The sequence below is a fragment of the Pseudoalteromonas sp. T1lg48 genome (genome assembly GCF_002964785.1).
In the GTDB taxonomy this organism is placed as follows: Bacteria; Pseudomonadota; Gammaproteobacteria; order Enterobacterales; family Alteromonadaceae; genus Pseudoalteromonas.
The window spans coordinates 442,936-461,272 of record NZ_PQCC01000002.1; the positions used below are offsets into that span (position 1 = coordinate 442,936).

Genomic DNA, 18,337 nt, shown 5'->3' on the forward strand with positions numbered 1-18,337 from the left:
GATATTCCCCTAATTATTCGCCTGTTTTGTGTAAGTGCACATCCATTTGTGGGTATGGAATACCAACGTCATTAGCGTCTAGTTCAATCTTGATGTTTTCCATTAGATCGAAGTAAGTTGGCCAGTAATCTGCGGTGTTAACCCATGGACGAACAACAAAGTTAACGCTTGAGTCGGCCAGCTCGCTCACAGCAACCGTGTAGGCTGGGTCTTTCAAAATGCGGCTTTCGGCGTCTAGCACTGACTTCAATACACTTTTGGCTTTTTTCAGATCCGCGTCATAGCTTACACCAATCACTAGATCGATTCGACGGGTCTGTTCACGAGAATAGTTAACAATGGCGCCTGACATAATGGCCGAGTTAGGCATGACGATAATTTTATTGTCTGGTGTATTTAACTCGGTTGAGAAGATTTCAATTTTGCGTACCGAACCGGCTTTACCACCGGCTTCAATGTAGTCGCCCGATTTGAAAGGACGAAGGATGATAATTAGTACACCTGAAGCGAAGTTTGATAGTGAGCCCTGTAGCGCTAAGCCAACCGCTAAGCCCGCGGCACCAAGGATGGCAATGAAAGAGGTAGTTTCGACACCAATTTGAGACAACGCCATCAAAATAGTACCGATAAAAACAAGTGCGTAAATAATATTACCGCAGAACGAGCCAACGGCTTTATCTACTTTACGCTTTGCAAACGCCTTTTCAGTTAAGTTGCTACACCATTTAGCAATACGTAAACCAACAATAAAGACAACGAGGGCAAGTACAAATTGTACCGTATAGTGAAGTATTAGATCCGAGTTTTCCGAGATCCAGTTAGTTACAGTTTCCATTAGCGCTCCTATCATCCGCTTTTTGTTTGATACAACGACGAAATTAAACGGCTTCGTTGTACCCAATCCGTAATTATCTCAACTTTCTTATAAACCGCAACTAAACATTGTCGCGGTTCACCTAATAATAAAAGTAGGTCGTGCTTTTTGCCTATTTTTTATCAAGTTACGTGCCTTTGGCGATTAAAATTACAGCAAACGAAAAAAACTCGCTAATTTACTCTTCACAACATCAATTAAACTATGTATTATGCGCGCCACACATCGAGAGGTGTGTAACTTCTTTATGGCGGCTGTAGCTCAGTTGGTAGAGCCCTGGATTGTGATTCCGGTTGTCGCGAGTTCAAGTCTCGTCAGTCGCCCCATCTCCCCCTCTGTTTTTAAATATCCATTTTTTCCTAATTAGATACCTTCTAAGTCGATGCTCTATTCGAAGCAAAAATGCATCTAAAAAATGCCAACCACCAGGCTGACCCGCATACTCTATAGCGACTAAGCTCGATCAACATCGAAACTTAAGACTTCTTTAATATGCTGTTTTTGACATGCCAGCATCACCAAGCGATCTATTCCCAATGCTACACCGGCGCAAGCGGGTAACCCGGCCTGCAAAGCGCCAAGCAGATTTTCATCTATCGCCACCGGCTTTAATCCGCGATCAATGCGTTTTTGGTTATCTTTTTCAAAACGCTGTCGCTGCTCTTTGGCGTCGGTCAACTCATTGAAACCATTGGCCAGCTCTAAGCCCTGATAATACAGCTCAAAGCGTCCGGCAACGCGAGGGTCTTGCTCGTTTAGTCTAGCAAGGGCGGCCTGCGAGGCGGGAAAGTGATAAACAAAACAGGGGCGCTGTTGCCCAATTTGCGGCTCAATTACCATGCAGAAAAGCAGTTGTAGCAAGGTATCGGCATCGCGCTCGGTTGCAGCAATGTCACCAAACCCCTGTGCGGTGGCGACCTGTTTTAATTCGTCCAGGGTGATGGTTAAGGGATCTATGGCCAGCACCTTAGCAAACGCCTGCTGATAACTGATACGCTCGGCGCTCTCGGTCCCGAGCACCAACTGCATCAGCTCATCTATTTCGTCCATCAGGGCAAACTCATCGAACCCAGGGCGATACCACTCAAGCATGGTAAATTCGGGATTATGATGACGGCCGTTTTCTTCATTCCGAAATGCCTTACAAATTTGATAAATAGCGCCGCTACCCGCCGCCAATAAACGTTTCATGGCATATTCCGGCGAAGTTTGTAGGTACATGGGTAAGCCTTGAGCATAACCCTGACCAACAAATTCGGTGGCAAAGCTTTGCAGATGCTCATCGGTCACGCTCGCCTGTGATAAGGTCGGCGTATCCACCTCCATGACCTGACGCGAAAAAAAGAACTCACGAATTTGCCGCAAAATAGTTGCACGCTGTTTTAACGTATCAATCTGGGCACTGGGTTGCCATAAAACATCTTGCTGACTCATTGGTTCTTTCCTCACTTTGCAAAGCTGAGACATAAAAAATCCCAGCGCGGCTTGCCGGGCTGGGCTTATCCCGAAGGGATTGTAACGCCAATAGCGCTTATTTTACACGGCTTACATATTCGCCAGAGCGCGTATCAACCTTGATCACTTCACCGATTTGAATGAACAAAGGAACACGAACTACCGCACCCGTGCTAAGGGTTGCTGGCTTACCACCAGTACCGGCTGTGTCACCTTTTAGACCCGGATCTGTATCCGTTACTTCCAGCTCAACAAAGTTAGGCGGAGTTACGGCAATCGGGTTACCGTTCCACAGAGTGATGGTACATGAATCGTTTTCAACCAACCATTTCACGTTGTCGCCAACCGCTTTTTCGTCTGCAGCGATCTGCTCAAAGGTGTCGTTGTTCATGAAGTGCCAGAACTCACCATCGGTGTAAAGATACGCCAGATCGGTATCCATTACGTCGGCCCCTTCCACCGTCTCGCCAGATTTAAAGGTTTTTTCTAAAACCTTACCAGAGATCAGCTTACGTACTTTTACACGGTTAAACGCTTGACCTTTACCAGGCTTAACAACCTCATTTTCAAGGATGCTACAAGGCTCGCCGTCCATCATAAATTTAAGGCCACCCTTGAACTCGTTGGTGCTATAATTCGCCATCTTGTCCTCTAATAAACAATTTCTCGAGTAATTAACCTGTCAATGATACAAAGAATCGAAGTAAATTTGCATAAAAACTGGCAAAAAGAATTGGCCGAGGTGGTTACTCGCCCTGAAGAGTTACTCTCACTACTCGAATTACCCGAAGCAGACTTCCTCCCAGACAACGAGGCGAGAAGCCTGTTTAACCTGCGCGTGCCACGCCCCTTTATTGCCAAAATGAAAAAGGGCGATCCCCGTGATCCCTTGTTATTACAGGTTTTACCGCGCCGCCAGGAGTTTAATCAGGTCCCCGGCTACAGCACGGATCCACTGTCCGAGCAAGACAATACGCAACCCGGCTTGCTGCATAAATATCGCTCCCGGGTACTCTTGGTATTTAAATCGGCGTGCGCCATTAATTGCCGCTATTGCTTTCGTCGCCACTTTCCCTACGCCGATAATCAGCTCAATCGCGCTGCCTTAGAAGAAAAGCTGGCGTATATCGCCGCACATAATGAGGTAAACGAGGTGATCCTAAGCGGCGGCGATCCGTTAATGGCCAAGGACGAGCATATCGCCTGGTTTATAGCGCAACTTGAGGCTCTGCCTAACATCAAGCGTCTACGCATTCATTCCCGCCTGCCGGTGACGATTCCCGTTCGTATCACAGAGACACTGTGCGATACCCTCGCAAACACCCGATTGCAGGTGGTGTTTGTGCACCATATTAATCACGGAAATGAGATAGACGAGCATTTTGCCAACGCCTGCGCCAGGCTCAAAGCAGCTGGCGTGACTCAGTTGAATCAGGCGGTGCTGCTCAAAGAGGTAAATGACAACACCGATGCACAGGTAGCGTTAAGCGAGCGCTTATTCGAAATAGGGATCCTCCCTTACTATTTACATCAGCTCGACAAGGTACAAGGTGCCGCTCATTTTGAGGTCAGTGATGCAGAAGCTAAGGCGCTTATGGCGCAAATGCTGAGCGCCCTGCCCGGCTTTCTAGTACCCAAGCTGGTAAGAGAAATTGGTGGCGAGCACAGCAAAACGCCCATTGACCTGCACCTAGAGCCATAAAAAAGCCCGCATAATGCGGGATCCACCGGCTAGTCAGTCAGCCTAAACCCGGATATTGATATGATTACCCAGGGTAGACGTAACGCCGGTATTTTCACTTTGCGCGCTTGGGGTGACATTCGTGGCCGACTCAATGAGCGCCAATGCCGCCTGACCTTGAAGTTCTTGATGCCCTTTCGCCAGCGCCGCACTATAGACCTCAGCACCATCGCCGCGGCTTGCCATAGCCGGAAGTGTACTAGCCGATATATTCATCACCCTTACCTGACTTTTTAACTGAATCAACGTACCATATCGGCCTAATCTGCTAAAGCTTTAGCTAATGCGTTTAGATTGACCATAAAGTAACCCGCAAAGATAAACAGACCCTGGATATGAATTCGATTATTGAAAAACTGAACGACAACCTCAAACTCGCCTATCGTCAGGCGCTCGACGCCGATCAAAAGTTAGATCAGTTACAAAAAGACGGCCATGGAAAATTCCAGGCCTTATTTAATGAAGATGCAGGTTTTACCTTTGCCGCCAAGCGTTTTAAGCCCTATGTACTTGATGTTGCAGCCGATATTGAGGCATTAAGCAATGCAGAGGAGCTTGATGAAGCCCTCTTGAAAAAAGCCGTACTCAAGCTGCAAAACCTGCTTGCCTTGTTGGCAACCTTTAAAACTCAATAACGCCAGACCTTGGTCGGCGCCAAGCGCCGACCAGTACACTGTAAAGACACCCAAGCTGCTTCAACGTCAGCCGAGATGATTGGATTAGCGATAGACTTTCTGAGGCTCAATCCCTAGCTCTGGATAGAGTGAGTCTTGGAACCAAGAGCTGATCAAGCGAAAGTCGTAATAGAACTCTTTATCAGAATGAATGGAACGTATTCGGTCCATGTAACTCATATCTTTAATGTCGACATCGCCGCTACTAAGCACCTTGCCGTCTTTATCCACCAGCTTATAGCTAAACTCGATACGCGGAATATAAATAGGCTTCATCACTCGAAAATCATTCATACCAAAATTCACCTCACCGGCCAGATCTAAGTCGGTTATTTCGGCATTAAACACGCTTCCTTCTGGCAAGTTCTGTGCTTCAAAATTGAAGTGTTTGTCGAATTTTTTCTTCAAGCGCTCGTGATAAGGCTTTTTCACTTCTTTACTTGGACGCGTATCGGCGTAGTCATTTAAGTCCTGCCACTTAATTTTAGCCTCACCGGCGTAGCTCGCAGCAGATGCCGCCATGGCCAGTAAGGCCACTAATACTGTACTTACTTTCATAATTTTCTCCGTTTAAGTCTGCTTAAATATAGACCCGCTTGCATACATTTAGATCACAAATCAACCTACAAGTTCGTTACCAAGCGTAATCATTCATTGTCTTTTGTAGCTTCCGCAACTAGTTAAGTCAATGCACAAAAAAACCCAGCCGAAGCTGGGTTTTTTTTATAAGCTAGATAGCTGGGGGATGATTACATCATGCCGCCCATGCCGCCCATTCCGCCCATGCCGCCCATATCTGGAGCTGCTTCATCTTTAGGAATTTCAGCAACCATGGCTTCAGTGGTGATCATTAGACCGGCAACTGACGCTGCGAACTGCAGTGCAGAACGCGTTACCTTAGTTGGATCCAGGATACCCATTTCGATCATGTCGTTGTATTCGCCGTTTGCAGCGTTGTAACCATAGTTACCGTCGCCCGCTTTAACTGCATTAACAACTACTGACGCTTCGTCACCAGCGTTTGAAACGATTTGACGTAGAGGTGCTTCCATCGCACGAAGTGCAACGTTAATACCATGGTTTTGGTCTTCGTTATCAGCTGTTAGTGAAGCAATCTTAGAAGCAACACGTACTAGCGCAACACCACCACCCGGTACTACACCTTCTTCAACCGCGGCGCGAGTTGCGTGTAGTGCATCTTCAACGCGGTCTTTCTTCTCTTTCATTTCAACTTCGGTAGCAGCACCTACTTTGATTACTGCAACACCGCCGGCTAGTTTAGCCATGCGCTCTTGTAGTTTCTCTTTGTCGTAGTCTGATGTTGCTTCTTCGATTTGCGCCTTGATCTGACCTACGCGGCCATCGATAGCAGCTTGCTCGCCCGCACCGTCGATGATGGTAGTATCATCTTTAGTGATCACAACGCGCTTCGCAGTACCTAGGTCTTCTAGCGTGGCTTTTTCAAGTTCTAGACCGATTTCTTCAGAAATCACGGTACCATTAGTAAGGATTGCGATGTCTTGTAGCATGGCTTTACGACGGTCACCAAAACCAGGCGCCTTAACGGCGGCCACTTTCACGATGCCACGCATATTGTTCACTACTAGAGTTGCTAGTGCTTCGCCTTCAAGGTCTTCAGCAACGATTAGAAGTGGCTTGCTTGTTTTAGCAACCGCTTCAAGAGTAGGAAGTAGTTCACGGATGTTAGATACTTTCTTATCAACCAGAAGGATGTGCGGGTTATCCAGCTCAACCTGGCCTTTCTCTGGATTGTTGATGAAATAAGGAGATAGGTAACCGCGGTCGAACTGCATACCTTCAACAACGTCTAATTCGTTTTGCAGTGATTGACCTTCTTCAACCGTGATAACGCCTGACTCACGGCCTACTTTTTCCATTGCTTCGGCAATGATGTCACCGATTTCTGAATCAGAGTTTGCTGAAATAGTACCAACCTGAGCGATTGCTTTAGTGTCTGAACATGGTACCGACAGTGCTTTTAGTTCTTCAACAGCAGCGATTACCGCTTTGTCGATACCACGCTTAAGATCCATTGGGTTCATGCCCGCGGCAACGGCTTTAAGGCCTTCGTTTACGATTGCTTGCGCAAGAACGGTTGCAGTAGTGGTACCGTCACCGGCTGCATCATTGGCTTTAGAAGCAACTTCTTTCACCATTTGTGCGCCCATGTTCTCGAACTTGTCTTCCAGCTCGATTTCTTTCGCTACCGATACACCGTCTTTAGTGATGGTAGGTGCGCCGAATGACTTGTCTAAAACAACGTTACGGCCTTTAGGACCTAAAGTTACTTTTACTGCATCTGCTAGTACGTTAACGCCTTTTAGCATTTTAGTGCGAGCATCATTTGCAAAACGAACTTCTTTTGCTGCCATTATTTTTTCCTCTAAATTCTGTTTAATTCGGTTCTAAGTTCAACATTAGGGAGGCGTGTTAGCCTACGATACCTAGGATGTTGTCTTCGCGCATAATTAGGTATTCCTGGCCTTCGATTTTCTCAGTTTTTTCAACATAAGAGCCGAATAGCACCGTGTCACCTGCTTTTACTTCTAACGCGCGTACTTCGCCGTTATCCAATACACGGCCATTGCCCACTGCAACTACTTCACCACGTGAAGATTTTTCTGCCGCAGAGCCGGTAAGCACGATACCGCCAGCAGACTTGGTTTCTTCTTCTAGACGCTTAACGATCACGCGATCATGTAAAGGACGAATGTTCATTTGTTTAGTTCTCCTAACAGTTTCTGAACAACTACAGAAAAGTCTTTAAATTTGGTTGTCTTCTCTTATGGGGGTGAGCAAATTAAAACCCAAGAGTAAATGGTAAAAATTTTTTACTCTTTACGCTCAAATTCACCTTCGATTGTGGTGTTTGATTGGCCTTGTTCAGAGTGCACTGAATGCTGTTCTGCACTGTGATGACGTGTATGCGAGCTGTGATAATGAGCACTGAAGCCACCACCTTGGGTCATGTGCACCTGCGCTTGTGAAGCAAATGCTGCCGACATGCGTTTGCGCACCGCCGGAGTGAGTAATAAGAAGCCGAATACGTCGGTCACGATTCCCGGCGTCAGTAACAGAACACCGGCAATAATGACACAGATACCGGTAAACATTTGCTCAGCCGGCATTTGCCCTTGTGCCATTTGCAATTGGGCATCGCGCATTGCACTCACGCCCTGCTGCTTAACTAATTTTGCGCCAATAATTGCGGTGATAACGATTAAGGCAATCGTAGCGAAGCCGCCAATGACTTCACTCACTTGTATTAATAAAGCGATTTCAATGATAGGAACGATGATGAAAAGTAGAAATAATGCTCTAAACATAGGGGGTCTCGTTTAAGTCGATGAAATAAATGTGCGGCTGACAAGGTCACTTTTCAAGTCTTCTGTCGACACTCTATGGGCTTTAACTTTGCTATCCGCTAGTATGGGGGTTAGAAAAAGGACTCACTAAAAGGTTCAGTATGACTACTCACTATCGGTTGATATTTACAACCTGCGCAAATAAAGAAGAAGCAAGAGCAATGGCAGAACAACTGGTGCAGCTTAAACTGGCTGCGTGTGTGAACATCCTTCCCGAGGTAGAGTCTATCTACATGTGGCAGGGGAACGTGACCACCGCAACTGAAACCAAGCTGCTGATCAAAACAAAATCCGAAAAGATGAACCAAGTGATTCAAACCATTAAAAAATTACACAGCTACGAAGTGCCTGAGATTCAGGTTATTGATGTGGCAACAGGAAACTTGGCCTATTTCAATTGGATGGATGAGGTACTTAATTAATGCAATTGCTAATGCGCGTGTGGCTACTCATACTCACCTTTGCCTTTAGTGCGGGCTCTTGGGCCAATAACTCGGTGCTGGATAGTTTGCTCAATACCCAGGCAACCACCTTTTTACCCGTTGATCAGGCCTTTAAGCTGGACTTTGATCAACAAGGTGAAACCCTGTTTATTGGCTGGGATATCGAACCCGGCTACTACCTCTATAAGCACAAGTTAGAGTTTGCAGGTAAAGGCGCCACGGTGACTCCTCCCGCCCAGTTGCCTGACGGGGAAATGATTGAAGACGAGTTTTTCGGTCGCACCGAGGTGTATTTTAATGCCGTGAGCTTTACCATTAAGGTCAGTGATATTACCGACGGGGCCTTGGTTAAGGTACGCTATCAAGGCTGTGCCGAAGCCGGACTTTGTTATCCTCCCGAGGTAGTTGAAATCCCCCTTTCTGTGATCGGTGGTGCTGCAAGTACAACAACGACCGGTGCTGTGACCGATGCGCTCATGGTACAAGACGCACCTGAAGAGAAAGAAGATAAGGTCGTCCAAAGCAATAATGAAGGTGAGCAATCACTAACGGAACGTCTTGCCAGTCAAAGCCTGGTAACTAATCTGGTGTTCTTTTTCGTGGTTGGTATTGGCCTGGCCTTTACCCCTTGCGTCTTCCCCATGTTCCCTATTCTTTCCAGCCTGATCGCAGGACAAAAACACCTGTCGACCAGTAAGGCCTTTAGCCTTTCCTTTGTCTATGTGCAGGGTATGGCTATTACCTATGCGCTCTTAGGATTAGTAGTGGCTTATTTTGGTGGCCATATTCAGGGTTATCTGCAACACCCTTATGTGCTGATCAGCTTTAGCCTGCTGTTTGTGTTGTTAGCGCTCTCTATGTTCGGTTTTTATGAGATCCGTCTGCCGCAAGGCATGATGGAGCGTCTCACCAAGGTCAGCAACAAGCAAAAAGGCGGTAATTATGCCGGAGTATTCCTTATGGGTGTGCTCTCGGGCCTGATCGCCTCGCCCTGCACCACTGCGCCATTATCGGCGGCGTTATTATATGTCGCGCAAAGCGGTGATTATATGATTGGTGCACTGACTCTGTATGCCCTAAGCCTGGGTATGGGTCTGCCACTGTTACTGCTGGGTACCTCCGGAGGCAAGTTACTGCCTAAAGCCGGTGGCTGGATGGAGCAGGTAAAAACCCTGTTCGGCTTCTTGATGTTATTCGTGCCTTTAATTCTGCTTGAGCGCATTTTGCCGTTCGAGGTGATTTTACTTATGGCCGGTATATTAAGTATAGCTACCGCCATCTACCTGCATTATTGGCAAAGTGGCCAAACTCAGGGCAGAGGAAAAACGATTCTTTGGGCCATGGCCATGACTCTGTTCGTTAGTGGTTTGATGCTGGTTAAAAACTATGTATGGCCTCCCACGGTCATTAAACAGGTGCAAGTTCAGCAACAAACCGCAAGCGGCGAGTTTGTTCAGGTTGCCGACCTAACAGAGTTAAATGAACTGCTGGCAGACACAGATGGCCTGGTGATGGTCGACCTTTATGCCGACTGGTGTGTTGCCTGTAAAGAGTTTGAACACTACACCTTTCCCAAGGAGCAGGTGCAACAACAGTTTAAACACTTTACCCTGGTGCAAATTGATTTAACCGACACCAATGACAGCTCCATCGAGTTGATGGAACAGTTTACCGTGTTCGGCTTACCCAGCATCTTGTTCTTTGACAAAGAAGGCAATGAGCTTCCCGAATTACGGGTAACCGGTTTTATGGGTGCCGACGACTTTGCCACGCACCTGCAAAAAGTGCGTGATCATACCGGCAGCTAACCAAGCCCCAATATAGCGAGGTGCCAACAAGAGCACTTCGCTCCTTTCTTTTGCTAATCCCACAGATTTCGCTCACCAAGGTGATTAGACCAGTATTTTGCTGCTATTTTCCTCGAACTCACTATAATAGTTCGCTAAAGTGAGAAAAATTTGCTATTTGCAATTTTTACCCTTAAGTTTACTACTAATATTTGTATAAACGCTTATAACTCACAAGTTAAAGGATTTTAGTCGCATTATGACTGCAAAGTTTAAGATTTTAGTTATCAACGGTCCAAACTTGAACATGTTGGGTCGTCGTGAGCCAGACAAGTATGGTTCCAAGACATTGGTGCAAATCACCGATGAACTAAATGATGCAGCCGCGGCACTTAATGTTGAGCTAGAGCACTTTCAAAGTAATAGCGAAGCGGCCCTGATTGAGCGTATACACCATGCCTGGCAGCAAGTTGATAGCATTATTATTAACCCTGCCGCATTTACGCACACCAGTGTCGCCCTGCGTGACGCCTTATTAAGCGTTGCCATCCCCTTCTTTGAAGTACACCTGAGCAACATTCATCAACGGGAAGCCTTTCGTCACCACTCTTATTTTTCCGATGTGGCGCAAGGGGTTATCTGTGGTTTTGGTGCAATGGGCTATCACTTCGCGCTGCAAGCAGCGGTTAGCCGGTTGCAAGATTCGAATTAAAAACTAACTAATAGGCGGGTTTTTCATGGACATTCGCAAAATTAAAAAATTAATCGAGCTTGTTGAAGAAACAGGTATTGCTGAACTAGAGATCACCGAAGGTGAAGAGTCGGTACGTATTAACCGTCACAGTTCGGCTCCTATGGCTATGCCACAGCAGTACACAGTTGCTGCACCTGCGGCCGCTCCGGCTCCTGCAGCGGCTCCTGCTGCTGAAGCGCCAGCAGCTCCAGCTCAGCCAACTGGCCATCAGGTTAAATCACCTATGGTAGGTACTTTCTACTCGGCTTCTTCACCTGAAGCGGCTGCATACGTAGAAGTAGGCACAAAAGTGAACGTAGGCGACACCCTGTGTATCGTTGAAGCGATGAAGATGATGAACCAGATCGAAGCGGACAAAGCCGGTACGGTTAAAGCTATCCTGGTTGAAAACGGCGAGCCAGTTGAGTTCGATCAACCACTTTTCATCATCGAATAATCGCGCAACCCAAACAAGGCATCAACTATGTTAGATAAAGTTGTTATCGCAAACCGAGGTGAAATTGCACTTCGCGTGTTGCGCGCCTGTAAAGAGCTAGGTATTAAAACGGTAGCGGTTCACTCAACCGCAGACCGCGACTTAAAACACGTGCTCCTTGCAGATGAGACTATTTGTATCGGTAAACCGGCCGCCAGCGAAAGCTACCTGGATATTCCTCGTATTATCGCCGCCGCTGAAGTAACCGACGCGGTAGCCATTCACCCTGGCTACGGTTTCCTTTCTGAAAACGCAGATTTTGCCGACCAAGTCGAGCAAAGTGGCTTTATCTTTATCGGTCCTAAGGGCGACACCATTCGTCTGATGGGTGATAAGGTATCGGCTATCGAAGCCATGCGTAAAGCCGGCGTACCTTGCGTACCTGGTTCAGACGGCCCACTAACGGAAGACAACGAGCGCAACATGCAAATCGCTAAGCGCATCGGTTACCCGGTGATCATCAAGGCCGCCGGTGGCGGTGGTGGTCGTGGTATGCGTGTGGTTCGCAGCGAGAAAGAGCTTGTAAACTCAATCGCCCTGACTCAGCAAGAAGCTAAGCAGTTCTTTGGTAACGGTATGGTTTACATGGAAAAATTCCTTGAAAACCCTCGTCATATCGAAGTTCAGGTACTGGCCGATGGTCAAGGCAATGCTATCCACCTAGGTGAGCGTGACTGTTCAATGCAGCGCCGCCACCAGAAAGTAGTGGAAGAAGCGCCAGCTCCGGGTATCACAGCGGAAATGCGTAAGTACATCGGTGATCGCTGTACGCGTGCATGTATCGAAATCGGCTACCGTGGTGCCGGTACATTCGAATTCCTATATGAAAACGGCGAGTTCTATTTCATCGAAATGAACACCCGTATTCAGGTAGAGCACCCAGTAACCGAAATGGTAACCGGTATTGACCTGATCAAAGAGCAGCTAAAAATTGCTGCCGGTCAGCCGCTGTCTATCACGCAAGACGACGTTGTGATCCGTGGCCATGCCATCGAGTGTCGTATCAATGCTGAAGACCCGAAAACCTTTATTCCTTCGCCGGGTAAAATCACCCGCTTCCACCCTGCCGGTGGCCTAGGAATTCGTTGGGACAGTCACATTTATGCGGACTACACCGTACCGCCGCATTACGACTCAATGATTGGTAAGCTGATCTGTTACGGTGAAAACCGTGATGTTGCTATTGCTCGCTCGCGCAACGCGCTTAACGAGCTGGTGATCGACGGCATCAAGACCAACACCGAACTGCACAAGATTATTTTAGCGGACGAAAACTTCCAAAATGGTGGCACTAACATCCACTATCTAGAGAAGAAACTAGGTCTGTAAATTAAATTGTTAAGCAAAGCCAAAGCCGACATTTTGTCGGCTTTTTTTGTATTGAGCCTTTGAAAACAATGGTGAGTGGCTGATAGGACAATAAGTAAGCAGTTGATTTCTACAAACTTAAATAAACCCCCTTCAGCTAGTGACAAGGCCTGGAAAAGTTTTTATACTGCTCGGCGCTTACTTAAGGATATCTCCTATCCGATAAAACAAGGTAAGCATCGAGAATACAAAATGGCCCTATAGCTCAGTTGGTTAGAGCGCACGACTCATAATCGTTAGGTCCCTGGTTCGAGTCCAGGTGGGGCCACCATTTTTTCTTATCAAGAATTATCAACAATGTTGATAAATTAGCTACAAAGCTGATTTTTATACATATTTTCTTACATTTTAGTTATCAAAAGCTCTCATTTCATATTGAGAAATCTCACTCTCTATGTAACATTTTTTGTAACACGCCCACTTCAGCTCAGCGTCTGGTGTTACAATGCCAAAGATTACCGTTCCCCTTAGTGATACAAAAATACGTAACGCTAAGCCTAAAAGTAAAGAGTACAACCTTGCCGATGGCGGCGGGCTCTTTGTGCGCGTTAAACCCAGTGGCGCTAAGCATTGGTTGTTCAATTACATAAAGCCTTACACTAAAGCCAGAACCAACATCAGCTTTGGTAAATACCCTGAATTGTCGCTAGCCTTAGCACGAGCTAAACGTGATGAGGCCCGTGCCTTACTCGCCGAAGATATCGATCCCAAAACTTACTATCTCGACCAAGAAAAGCAACGTGCGAGTGAAATTGAAAATACTTTCTGTAAGTTTGCCAATACCTGGTATCAACTAAAAAAGCAGAAAGTCAAAGAAGAAACTGCAAACAAAGCTTTCCGTAGAGTCGAAAAACACTTATTTCCCAGCTTGGGCAGTTGTCCAATCCATAATCTGACCCCCAAACTGCTAATCCAAGCATTAGAGCCTGTAAAAGCCAGAGGCAATTTAGAAACAGTTAAAAGACTCTGCCGCTATGTAAACGAGATCATGAGACTAGCTATTGCGGAAGGTACAATTTCGACCAACTATTTAGTAGAAACGACAAAGCTGTTTCCTGCCCCACAAAGTAAAAATATGGCGTGTATCAAGCCAGAGCGACTTCCTGAATTTATGAAGGCTTTGGCCAACTCAAACACTTCCATAACAACTAGGTTACTCATCGAGTTTCAGCTACACACAATGACCCGGCCTATCGAAGCAGCTTCAGCAGAGTGGGCAGATATTGATTTGCAAAAACGGCTTTGGGTTATTCCAGCTGAGCGCATGAAAATGAAAAAGCCCCATGCTATCCCCCTTTCACCCCACGTTTTAAAAATACTCGACACAATGCGAACTATTAGCGGAGCTGGACGTTTTGTTTTCCCCGGTCATTTAGATCCTAAAAAGCACGCCAATAGCTCAAGCGCTAATGTAGCAATTAAAAGAATGGGCTTTAAAGGGGAGTTAGTAGCCCACGGGTTGCGCTCGCTTGCCAGCACAGTGCTAAACGAGCATGGCTTCCTCTCTGAGATTATCGAAGCCTGTCTTGCTCATAGCGATAGAAATGACGTCAGAAGAGCCTATAACCGCGCAGAATACCTAAGCCAGCGCCAAGAAATAATGTGCTGGTGGTCTGAATACATCCTTAAAGCATCCCAAGGCACGCTGAGTGCCGCCTAACCAATCTGTAGTAGAAAAACATGTCAAAATCATTATTAAAAAAGCTATGGTATAGCCTAGATGAGGCTAGCAATATTCTCGATTGTTCCCGTGACTTTTTAATCCACCTAGGGATTACTGGGCAAATACAAATTGGCTTTGACTGGGTAATCCAAGATCAGATTATGCGAAAGTTTGACTTGGAAAGCGGATATCGCTTCTCAATTGATTCAGAACCATATCACACATGCGATAAACCAAATTATGTTGAAGAGCCCCACAAGAGGATCGCATTTCTATCCGGTAATAATATTGCGCACCTAGCCAGAAATGGTTCAATAAAAGCCCCTCTCGCACAACTGGAAGGCTACTCACTCTCCCTATCCGCACGTGAATACTGTTCCGATACATCACCCGCGGTGCTAGAAATGAAAGACTTAGTGATACTTGGCACAACACTCAAAACCCTTAAATTAGAGCTATCCAAATCAAGCGTAGATACAGGTACACAGGCTGGAATAGTAATGGGGGTAGAAGAGGATATTGCTCCCCCGACGCCAACCAAGATCCCTCATCAGCATAAGAAAGAAATGCGAACCGTTCTGAAGCTTCTTGGTGCAGCAATAAAGTATATCGCAGCAGGTCAACCGTCGACTTTTTATCATGGTCAAAATATTAATTACTCTAAAGTAGAGGAATCCCTACAACCCTACTATCCAGATGATCAAACGGGATTAGGCGACACAAATGCAAGAAAAAAAATATCAGAAGCATTGCGATTACATGACGAATAACTGGCAATTGCCAACTAAGTTTGGCAGTTGCCACACCTGTCAGCATTAACACCATAAATTCCATATCGAATACACATAACCAATGAGGTAATTCAATATGGAACCATGCAATACAAACAACAACCCCTTATTCATAAAGATCAATGAAACCGCAGGACTGGCGACTGTTTCCGTGCCAACTTTTTACCGAAAAGTTGCGCAAGGGCTAATGCCAAAACCAGTAAAATTAGGCCCTAGAGCCGTTGCCTGGCTTAAAGATGAGATTATCGCAGTCAATCAAGCATTAGTACTTGGATACTCTAAAATGAAATTAAAGCTTTAGTCCGGGAGCTACATGAAGCAAGAGCTGAAAAGTTCGGAGGTAAACATGATGTTCAATAATACCTCTATGTTAGACGCCGCCCTTTTTTATGCTTCGAAAGGCCTAGCCGTTTTCCCTCTGCATCATAAAATTGCTGACGGTATGTGTTCATGCAATGACCCTGACTGTAAAAGCATAGGGAAGCACCCGCGAATCAAAAACGGGCTGACAGCCGCCACCACCGATGAAAACATAATCCAGTATTGGCTAAAAGCTTTTCCCAATTGCAACCTTGGCCTAGTCACTGGCGCTAGGTCAGGCATTTTTGCCATTGATGTAGACACCAAACAGGATGGCTTGAGGGCATGGGAAACGTTCAAAGACGATCACATGCTTGACGATTACAACACCCCGGTACAGCGCACCCAAAACGGCGGGATGCACATTTTCTACAAGATGCCCGAGGGCCAGAAAGTGACCACCCGCACCAACGTACTAGCCAAGGGGATCGACGTTCGCGGCGATGGCGGCTATGTGGTGATCGCGCCCTCAGTCGGCTATGCGTTTGTGGCCGATCAAGGCATTGGTGACATCGACTTTGAGGAAGCCGACCAAGCCATTCTCGACTTGGTGGTTAAGCCAGAGTTTGAGGAAAAGGCCGAATTTAAAGCCCCAATTGAGGGGCTACTTAACCTTGATACCGGGCTAATCGAGAAGATCGAAAGCGCCTTAGCTGTTTTAGATACTGATGATCATGATACCTGGCGCAATGTGGGGTTTGCCCTTCACGACAGCAACGGGAAACAGGCATTCCAACTATGGTGCAACTGGTCACAGCAAAGCGAAAAATACGACCACCAGCGTCAGGTTCAATTCTGGAATGATTGCGATAGCCGCCGCGGCCAGACAGCCAATAACATTGAGCTTGAGTATATATTTAAGCTGGCAACTGATACTAAGAATTGGTCATATGAGGAAGACCTCAGTGATGTTGATTTTGCTTCTTTCAACACCTGCAACCTTAAAAGTGTGACCCAGGTATCGTCAAATCAGCCTTTCCAATTACCTAAAGAGTTCATTGAAAGGCGACCGTTACCAATAAAGACAAAGCTTCTGCCAGTTAAACCATTTGATTGTGAAATGCTCCCGGCCCCTTATATTGATTTCGCCAAAGATGTAGCTGAGCGTATGGATAACACAAGCCCCGACTACGTGGGAGTTGCACTTATGACTTTAACCGCGGGTTTAGTTGGCGCAAGAGTTGCGGTACAACCAAAAGAGTTTGACAGTGGGTGGACAGAAACTCCTACTTTATGGGCTGCTGCTGTGGGTAAGCCTTCTGCAAAAAAAACGCCTGCCATGTCCGCAGTGCTCGCCTTACTAAACCCCATACAAAAGAAATTTCACGATGAATACGCAGCAGAAGTGAGAGTTTATGATGCGGAAATAAAGCTTAACAAGCTTGAAGAGAAAGCTGCTGAAGCTAAAGCTAAAAAGGTAATCTTTGACATTAACTCTAAGCTTAGTAGAAATGAAAAGCTTGAACTATTAGCCGAGCCGGAAACAAAAGAAGCCCTTATTAAGCCCCAGTTCCGCAATGTAGTTATAAACGATTGTACCGCAGAAGCACTTGCTCTCAGGCTTGAGAACAACCCTTACGGTGTATTGCAATACAGAGATGAATTAACTGCTTGGCTCTCATCAATGACCGCTCAAGACAGAGCGCATGAAAGAGCATTTTTTCTAGAATGCTTCAGCGCAAAAAATATTCCTTACTCTCAAGAGCGCATTACACGAGACAATGTCAAACTAGAGCGAACGGTATTGTCTGTTATGGGCTCTATCCAACCGAGCAAACTTTTACCGCATCTCAATAGCAGACGCAAAGGCTCTACCGATGATGGTCTCCTAGAGCGAATTCAGTTAGCAGTCTATCCCGATAACCTAGGTACGAAACGTGTAGATAAGTCGCCCGATAAAGTTGCAAAATCACAAGCGCAAGAAGCCCTAAACAAGATTGCCGAGATCCCAGATCCAGAGGATGGTAAGCAATTAGTTTTTAAGTTCTCACCTGAGGCGCAACAGGCTTATAACCATCAATATGAGTTATTGCATAGTGAAGCTGAATCAGCAGATGAATCATGGCAAGCTGTAATCGGCAAACATGCTACCTTGCTTGCTAAGCTGGCCCTATTAACCAACCTGATTGAAGCACCTGAATCACGTGAAATTAGTGTTAGCTCACTCAAAAAAGCCATATGGTGGCTAGGGTATTTACAGAGTCATGCTCAACGTATTTACGCCTTAACTGACGACAATATTGAGAGTGCCACATCGTTGTTAGGAAAAATTGATAACCTATCCAACCCGTTTCAAATGTCTGACTTTACAAGGAATGGTTGGAAAGGTTTAAAAAGTAGTGAAGATAGGCGGTTAGCTTTAGAGCTTTTAGTAAGGCACGGATATCTACATGAAATAACTGTAACTCCCAAGGGGTTGAAACCCTACAAGGCTTATTACAAGCACCCGTCGTTAATTGACGAGTTTTAATTGTCACGGTCCAACCTACATAACCGACTTTAGGGTAAGATTACACCTTAGGTAGGTTATGTAGGTCTCTCCTAGGCCTGCATTATTTTTTGGAAT

19 protein-coding genes and 2 tRNA genes are annotated in these 18,337 nt (G+C 46.1%); 13 read left to right on the forward strand and 8 right to left on the reverse strand.

Features of this window, described 5'->3' with window-relative positions:
* Nucleotides 1–13: 13 nt before the first annotated feature.
* On the reverse strand, nt 14–835 hold the full coding sequence (locus C2M29_RS03875) for a mechanosensitive ion channel domain-containing protein (protein ID WP_105188476.1): 822 nt from the start codon (nt 833–835) through the stop codon (nt 14–16).
* A 289-nt stretch (nt 836–1,124) separates the two neighbouring features.
* Between C2M29_RS03875 and C2M29_RS03880 the strand changes: the two genes are divergently transcribed.
* Nucleotides 1,125–1,200 (forward strand) — tRNA-His (locus C2M29_RS03880).
* Between the two features lie 127 nt (nt 1,201–1,327).
* Here the strand turns inward: C2M29_RS03880 and epmA are convergent.
* Both epmA and efp read right to left on the reverse strand, forming a co-directional pair.
* Nucleotides 1,328–2,308 (reverse strand): elongation factor P--(R)-beta-lysine ligase, encoded by a 981-nt coding sequence (epmA, locus tag C2M29_RS03885; protein WP_105188477.1) that lies wholly within the window; start codon nt 2,306–2,308, stop codon nt 1,328–1,330.
* A 97-nt stretch (nt 2,309–2,405) separates the two neighbouring features.
* Nucleotides 2,406–2,972: an elongation factor P gene (efp, locus tag C2M29_RS03890; protein WP_105188478.1), complete on the reverse strand. Its 567-nt coding sequence runs from the start codon at nt 2,970–2,972 to the stop codon at nt 2,406–2,408.
* Between the two features lie 42 nt (nt 2,973–3,014).
* On the opposite strand from efp, the gene epmB reads away from it, so the two are divergent.
* The gene (gene epmB / locus C2M29_RS03895) at nt 3,015–4,031 is read left to right on the forward strand and encodes an EF-P beta-lysylation protein EpmB (protein ID WP_105188479.1); all 1,017 of its coding nucleotides are present in this window, start codon (nt 3,015–3,017) and stop codon (nt 4,029–4,031) included.
* Between the two features lie 42 nt (nt 4,032–4,073).
* Here epmB and C2M29_RS03900 read toward each other — a convergent pair whose 3' ends face one another.
* On the reverse strand, nt 4,074–4,286 hold the full coding sequence (locus C2M29_RS03900) for a hypothetical protein (RefSeq protein ID WP_105188480.1): 213 nt from the start codon (nt 4,284–4,286) through the stop codon (nt 4,074–4,076).
* A 119-nt stretch (nt 4,287–4,405) separates the two neighbouring features.
* Between C2M29_RS03900 and C2M29_RS03905 the strand changes: the two genes are divergently transcribed.
* Complete coding sequence (locus C2M29_RS03905; protein WP_105188481.1) at nt 4,406–4,705, forward strand: prephenate dehydrogenase; 300 nt, start codon at nt 4,406–4,408, stop codon at nt 4,703–4,705.
* 84 nt (nt 4,706–4,789) lie between these two features.
* On the opposite strand, the gene C2M29_RS03910 is transcribed toward C2M29_RS03905, so the two are convergent.
* The 4 genes from C2M29_RS03910 to C2M29_RS03925 form a co-directional block, all read right to left on the reverse strand.
* A complete protein-coding gene (locus tag C2M29_RS03910; protein WP_105188482.1) occupies nt 4,790–5,302 on the reverse strand; it encodes a DUF3016 domain-containing protein in 513 nt (170 codons plus the stop codon).
* A 191-nt stretch (nt 5,303–5,493) separates the two neighbouring features.
* A complete protein-coding gene (gene groL, locus C2M29_RS03915) occupies nt 5,494–7,137 on the reverse strand; it encodes a chaperonin GroEL (RefSeq protein WP_105188483.1) in 1,644 nt (547 codons plus the stop codon).
* A gap of 58 nt (nt 7,138–7,195) precedes the next feature.
* Entirely contained in the window at nt 7,196–7,483 is a 288-nt protein-coding gene (locus tag C2M29_RS03920; protein WP_105188484.1) for a co-chaperone GroES, read from the reverse strand.
* 113 nt (nt 7,484–7,596) lie between these two features.
* Nucleotides 7,597–8,091, reverse strand: coding sequence for an FxsA family protein (locus C2M29_RS03925; protein WP_105188485.1), 495 nt, complete (start codon nt 8,089–8,091; stop codon nt 7,597–7,599).
* A 140-nt stretch (nt 8,092–8,231) separates the two neighbouring features.
* On the opposite strand from C2M29_RS03925, the gene cutA reads away from it, so the two are divergent.
* The 10 genes from cutA (at nt 8,232) to C2M29_RS03975 (ending at nt 18,241) form a co-directional block, all read left to right on the forward strand.
* Nucleotides 8,232–8,552: a divalent-cation tolerance protein CutA gene (gene cutA / locus C2M29_RS03930; RefSeq protein ID WP_105188486.1), complete on the forward strand. Its 321-nt coding sequence runs from the start codon at nt 8,232–8,234 to the stop codon at nt 8,550–8,552.
* Between the two features lie 11 nt (nt 8,553–8,563).
* The gene (locus C2M29_RS03935) at nt 8,564–10,381 is read left to right on the forward strand and encodes a protein-disulfide reductase DsbD (protein WP_199774855.1); all 1,818 of its coding nucleotides are present in this window, start codon (nt 8,564–8,566) and stop codon (nt 10,379–10,381) included.
* A gap of 238 nt (nt 10,382–10,619) precedes the next feature.
* A complete protein-coding gene (aroQ, locus tag C2M29_RS03940; protein WP_105188488.1) occupies nt 10,620–11,072 on the forward strand; it encodes a type II 3-dehydroquinate dehydratase in 453 nt (150 codons plus the stop codon).
* A 25-nt stretch (nt 11,073–11,097) separates the two neighbouring features.
* Complete coding sequence (gene accB / locus C2M29_RS03945; RefSeq protein ID WP_105188489.1) at nt 11,098–11,550, forward strand: acetyl-CoA carboxylase biotin carboxyl carrier protein; 453 nt, start codon at nt 11,098–11,100, stop codon at nt 11,548–11,550.
* A 27-nt stretch (nt 11,551–11,577) separates the two neighbouring features.
* Nucleotides 11,578–12,918: an acetyl-CoA carboxylase biotin carboxylase subunit gene (gene accC / locus C2M29_RS03950; protein WP_105188490.1), complete on the forward strand. Its 1,341-nt coding sequence runs from the start codon at nt 11,578–11,580 to the stop codon at nt 12,916–12,918.
* Between the two features lie 233 nt (nt 12,919–13,151).
* Nucleotides 13,152–13,228: transfer RNA gene (locus C2M29_RS03955), tRNA-Ile, on the forward strand.
* A gap of 174 nt (nt 13,229–13,402) precedes the next feature.
* Nucleotides 13,403–14,617 (forward strand): integrase domain-containing protein, encoded by a 1,215-nt coding sequence (locus tag C2M29_RS03960; RefSeq protein ID WP_105188491.1) that lies wholly within the window; start codon nt 13,403–13,405, stop codon nt 14,615–14,617.
* Between the two features lie 20 nt (nt 14,618–14,637).
* The gene (locus C2M29_RS03965) at nt 14,638–15,390 is read left to right on the forward strand and encodes a hypothetical protein (protein ID WP_105188492.1); all 753 of its coding nucleotides are present in this window, start codon (nt 14,638–14,640) and stop codon (nt 15,388–15,390) included.
* Nucleotides 15,391–15,487: 97 nt separating this feature from the next.
* The gene (locus C2M29_RS03970) at nt 15,488–15,712 is read left to right on the forward strand and encodes a helix-turn-helix transcriptional regulator (RefSeq protein ID WP_199774851.1); all 225 of its coding nucleotides are present in this window, start codon (nt 15,488–15,490) and stop codon (nt 15,710–15,712) included.
* A gap of 12 nt (nt 15,713–15,724) precedes the next feature.
* The gene (locus tag C2M29_RS03975) at nt 15,725–18,241 is read left to right on the forward strand and encodes a DUF3987 domain-containing protein (RefSeq protein WP_105188493.1); all 2,517 of its coding nucleotides are present in this window, start codon (nt 15,725–15,727) and stop codon (nt 18,239–18,241) included.
* The last annotated feature ends 96 nt before the right edge of the window (nt 18,242–18,337 follow it).

Bases quoted from the DNA above. Each gene is read 5' to 3' on its own strand.
- C2M29_RS03920 (WP_105188484.1), bottom strand. From the start codon at position 7,483: ATGAACATTCGTCCTTTACATGATCGCGTGATCGTTAAGCGTCTAGAA.
- C2M29_RS03970 (WP_199774851.1), top strand. From the start codon at position 15,488: ATGGAACCATGCAATACAAACAACAACCCCTTATTCATAAAGATCAAT.
- C2M29_RS03925 (WP_105188485.1), bottom strand. From the start codon at position 8,091: ATGTTTAGAGCATTATTTCTACTTTTCATCATCGTTCCTATCATTGAA.
- accC (WP_105188490.1), top strand. From the start codon at position 11,578: ATGTTAGATAAAGTTGTTATCGCAAACCGAGGTGAAATTGCACTTCGC.
- C2M29_RS03910 (WP_105188482.1), bottom strand. From the start codon at position 5,302: ATGAAAGTAAGTACAGTATTAGTGGCCTTACTGGCCATGGCGGCATCT.
- accB (WP_105188489.1), top strand. From the start codon at position 11,098: ATGGACATTCGCAAAATTAAAAAATTAATCGAGCTTGTTGAAGAAACA.
- efp (WP_105188478.1), bottom strand. From the start codon at position 2,972: ATGGCGAATTATAGCACCAACGAGTTCAAGGGTGGCCTTAAATTTATG.
- C2M29_RS03900 (WP_105188480.1), bottom strand. From the start codon at position 4,286: ATGAATATATCGGCTAGTACACTTCCGGCTATGGCAAGCCGCGGCGAT.
- epmB (WP_105188479.1), top strand. From the start codon at position 3,015: ATGATACAAAGAATCGAAGTAAATTTGCATAAAAACTGGCAAAAAGAA.
- C2M29_RS03975 (WP_105188493.1), top strand. From the start codon at position 15,725: ATGAAGCAAGAGCTGAAAAGTTCGGAGGTAAACATGATGTTCAATAAT.
- C2M29_RS03905 (WP_105188481.1), top strand. From the start codon at position 4,406: ATGAATTCGATTATTGAAAAACTGAACGACAACCTCAAACTCGCCTAT.
- aroQ (WP_105188488.1), top strand. From the start codon at position 10,620: ATGACTGCAAAGTTTAAGATTTTAGTTATCAACGGTCCAAACTTGAAC.
- epmA (WP_105188477.1), bottom strand. From the start codon at position 2,308: ATGAGTCAGCAAGATGTTTTATGGCAACCCAGTGCCCAGATTGATACG.
- C2M29_RS03935 (WP_199774855.1), top strand. From the start codon at position 8,564: ATGCGCGTGTGGCTACTCATACTCACCTTTGCCTTTAGTGCGGGCTCT.
- C2M29_RS03965 (WP_105188492.1), top strand. From the start codon at position 14,638: ATGTCAAAATCATTATTAAAAAAGCTATGGTATAGCCTAGATGAGGCT.
- C2M29_RS03960 (WP_105188491.1), top strand. From the start codon at position 13,403: ATGCCAAAGATTACCGTTCCCCTTAGTGATACAAAAATACGTAACGCT.
- cutA (WP_105188486.1), top strand. From the start codon at position 8,232: ATGACTACTCACTATCGGTTGATATTTACAACCTGCGCAAATAAAGAA.
- groL (WP_105188483.1), bottom strand. From the start codon at position 7,137: ATGGCAGCAAAAGAAGTTCGTTTTGCAAATGATGCTCGCACTAAAATG.
- C2M29_RS03875 (WP_105188476.1), bottom strand. From the start codon at position 835: ATGGAAACTGTAACTAACTGGATCTCGGAAAACTCGGATCTAATACTT.